Source organism: Oleiphilus sp. HI0128, assembly GCF_001635365.1.
Genome location: NZ_LWGG01000894.1, coordinates 1 through 3,703, shown reverse-complemented (window position 1 = coordinate 3,703; position 3,703 = coordinate 1). Strand labels below are relative to the sequence as shown.

At 45.0% G+C, this 3,703-nt stretch carries 4 protein-coding genes; all 4 read left to right on the top strand.

The window, feature by feature from the left end; translation table 11 throughout:
• The first annotated feature begins 86 nt into the window (after positions 1 to 86).
• From lpxD to lpxB, 4 genes are read left to right on the top strand one after another with little or no spacing between them, the layout of a single operon-like run.
• Positions 87 to 1,124, top strand: coding sequence for a UDP-3-O-(3-hydroxymyristoyl)glucosamine N-acyltransferase (gene lpxD, locus A3763_RS14360; protein WP_068508218.1), 1,038 nt, complete (start codon positions 87 to 89; stop codon positions 1,122 to 1,124).
• Between the two features lie 56 nt (positions 1,125 to 1,180).
• A complete protein-coding gene (gene fabZ, locus A3763_RS14355) occupies positions 1,181 to 1,621 on the top strand; it encodes a 3-hydroxyacyl-ACP dehydratase FabZ (RefSeq protein ID WP_068507400.1) in 441 nt (146 codons plus the stop codon).
• Complete coding sequence (gene lpxA, locus A3763_RS14350) at positions 1,621 to 2,430, top strand: acyl-ACP--UDP-N-acetylglucosamine O-acyltransferase (RefSeq protein WP_068508215.1); 810 nt, start codon at positions 1,621 to 1,623, stop codon at positions 2,428 to 2,430. Before fabZ ends, lpxA begins: the two co-directional genes overlap by 1 nt.
• Positions 2,431 to 2,436: 6 nt before the next feature.
• Positions 2,437 to 3,645: a lipid-A-disaccharide synthase gene (lpxB, locus tag A3763_RS14345; protein ID WP_082880474.1), complete on the top strand. Its 1,209-nt coding sequence runs from the start codon at positions 2,437 to 2,439 to the stop codon at positions 3,643 to 3,645.
• Positions 3,646 to 3,703: the final 58 nt, after the last annotated feature.

The following is a 3,703-nucleotide window of genomic DNA, read 5'->3' as shown; positions in this document are numbered from 1 at the left end:
CAATCAAGAAATGGATTATACAAATAAAATTATCGAGAAGCTTAACAAGCTAAACTGATCTTTCTATATTTCGTGAGTTTAATCAGATGAAGCAAAATGCCTTTACCTTAAAATATTTGGCGGACTATGTGGAAGGAGAGGTTCGAGGTGATGCGTCGATAAGCATCTCGGGCCTTTCGACTCTGCAGTCGGCTAAGTCAGGTGATTTAAGCTTTTTAGCGAATCCTGCCTATGAGAAATATTTAGCGGATAGCCAGGCCGGTGCCGTGATTGTTACCCCTCAGGTAGCCGAAGCATACGATGCAGATTTGATTATTCATGATAACCCTTACCTGGCGTATGCGCGTTTAACTCACTTGTGGGACAGTACCCAGCTTGACCTTAGTGCGGGTTCAGATATCCACCCTTCGGCTGTTGTGCATGACACTGCTGAGGTCGCTGAAGGCGTTTTTGTGGGAGCTGGCGCAGTAATTGGTAAAGGTGTTTTCTTAGGGGCTGGTTGTGTAATTGGTGAAAATACGACAGTTTCTGATGACTCGCGGATAGGTGAATGCACTCGACTTTATCCAGGCGTCAATATCTATCACGGCGTGACGATTGGTGCGCGCTGCATTATTCATAGTGGTGTCGTGATAGGCTCAGATGGATTCGGCTTTGCTCCTAATAAGGGAGGCTGGGAAAAAATAGTTCAGCTAGGTGGTGTTGTAATTGAGGACGATGTCGAAATCGGGGCTAATTCGGCCATTGATCGTGGAGCTTTGGACAATACAGTAATCGAGAAGGGCGTTAAGCTCGATAATCAGATTCAAATTGCTCACAATGTCCGTGTTGGCGAAAATACTGCCATGGCAGCATGTTGTGCTGTTGCGGGGAGTACGACGATCGGAAAGAACTGTGTTATCGGCGGCGCAAGTGGTATAGCGGGTCATTTAACGATAACTGACGATGTGCATATCACTGCAATGACGATGGTGATAAAAAGCTTGAGTGAGCCTGGCGTGTATTCGTCTGGAACGGGCGTTCAGCCTAATGCTCAATGGCGGAAAAGTATTGCAAGACTTCGGCAGCTCGATAAAATGGCTGGTCGTTTAAAAGCATTAGAGAAGATTGTTGCCGACAAGTAAATAGTTTTGATCTGCTGGCGATACTGCCTGAACTTGCTTTAAAAGAGTCGAATCTCATGATTATGGATATCAATGACGTTAAAGAATATCTTCCTCACCGCTACCCTTTTTTATTAGTGGATCGAGTTACAGAGGTTAAAGCCGGAGAATGGATCAAGGGCTTTAAAAATGTGACGGTAAACGAAAACTACTTTCAAGGACATTTCCCTGATCAACCAATCATGCCTGGTGTGCTTGTGCTGGAGGCACTAGCGCAGGTTTCAGGCATACTCGGCTTTATTACGACTAACAAAAAGCCAAGTGAAAACTTAATACACTATTTTGCCGGAACAAATAAAGCGCGCTTTAAAAGGCCAATTGTTCCGGGCGATCAACTGGTACTAGAATCTCATTTGATTGCAGCAAAGCATAACATCTGGAAGTTTGACTGTACTGCATATGTAGATGGTGAGGTTGCTTGTATTGCAGAAATTATGACAGCGGAGCGAGAACGTTAATGACAATCCACCCTGATGCCAAAATCCATTCAGACACTAAAGTTCACCCTCAAGCAATAGTAGAAAAGGGGGCAATAATTGGTGCTGGTGTGGAAGTTGGTCCTTGGTCGTATATTGGTGAAGGTGTCGAGATAGGGGAAGGTTCACAGATACTTTCTCATGTGGTTGTTAAAGGGCCGACAACGATTGGTCGGAATAACAAGATCTTTCAGTTCGCCAGTGTTGGAGAAGAGTGCCAGGATAAAAAATATGCTGGAGAGCCTACCCGATTAATTATTGGCGATAATAATATTATTCGTGAAAACTGTACTATTCATCGCGGTACTACTCAGGACCAGTCGGAAACGATCATTGGTAGTGATAACCTCTTCATGGCTTATGTACATGTAGCGCATGACTGTGTTATCGGTGATAACTGTATTTTTGCTAATAGCACAACCCTGGCGGGCCATGTTCATGTTGCAAGCAATGTGATTTTGGGTGGCGGAACGATGGTTCATCAGTTCTGTAAGATCGGGGCGCATAGTATGAGTGCTGGCGGGAGTATTGTTCTACGTGATATTCCTGCTTTTGTCATGGCTAGTGGTCAATCTGCCTCGGCTCATGGTCTGAATACCGAAGGTTTGAAGCGAAGAGGGTTTACCGCTGATGATATTCGGGAGCTAAAGCGTGCCTATAAAGTTATCTATCGTCAAGGCTTGAACTTGAAGGATGCGCTTATTGAGCTAGAAGAGGCAGCGGCTTCGTCTGCACATGTTGCTCACTTCGTTGAAAGTATCAAGAACTCATCTCGGGGCATTATTCGTTAGGCTGATATGAAGGGTAGCGCTGAAGAACACCAATCGGTTCAAGAACAACTTTCAGATAACGTTGTATCTGAACGTCCAGTGACTATCGCAATGGTAGCCGGTGAAGCCTCCGGAGATATTTTAGGTGCGGGTTTGATCAAGTCCCTGCTTAAGCGTTATCCCAATGCTCGGTTCGAAGGTATTGGTGGCCCTTTAATGCTAGCTGAGGGTTTTAACTCTCATGTACCAATGGAACGGCTTTCTGTTATGGGGCTTGTTGAGGTGCTTGGGCGTATTTTTGAGCTGATTGGTATTCGGCGTCGCCTAAAACAACATTTTCTAAAATCACGCCCGGATGCTTTTATTGGCATTGATGCCCCTGACTTCAATATAGGCTTGGAATTGGCCTTGCGCAAAAAGGGCTTGAAAACCGGTCATTATGTTAGCCCCTCTGTTTGGGCATGGCGTCAGAAGCGTATTTTTAAAATAGCGCGTGCAGTCGATCTGATGTTGACTCTCTTTCCGTTTGAGGCAAAATTTTATAAAGCGCATGACGTTGCAGTACGATTTGTTGGTCACCCTCTGGCTGACAGCATTCCAGAACATTCAGATAAAAGCTCGGCTCGTGAGGCTTTGGGCTTGGATCAAAATGCGAAACTGGTAGCACTGCTTCCCGGAAGTCGAGCAGGTGAGATTTCTTATATAGGTAAGAGCTTTCTTGATACTGCGTGTTGGTTGTATGAGCGCGACCCCAATATCAAATTTGTTTTACCTTATGTTAATGAGGCGCGCAAAGAGCAAATTTTATCCTTGTTAGACGATTGCGAGGTAAACCTGCCGCTAACCTTGATTTCAGGTCGCTCGCGTGAGGTGATGGCTGCAAGTGATGTGATTGTATTGGCGTCGGGCACTGCAACGCTCGAAGCGATGCTGGTAAATCGTCCAATGGTTGTATCCTATCGAGTCTCCAAGATTACGCACTATATTATGAAGCGCTTACTGAAGGCTCCTTTCATATCATTGCCTAATTTGCTGGCTGGTCGAGAGCTTGTTCCCGAGCTAGTTCAGGATGATGCTCAGCCAGAATTAATTGGAAAGCAGGTAATGGAGCGCTTTTTACCTTCTAAGGCAACTGAAACTCAAGAGTCGTTTAGTGAACTGCATAAAAGCTTGAGGTTAAATGCAAGTGAACAAGCCGCTGACGCGGTAGTTAAGCTGATAGAAAGTGGCAAATAAGGAAGTATTGTGACTAAGGAATATGAAGCTTTTGTTTGTCAGTATAATGGTGAGCTGC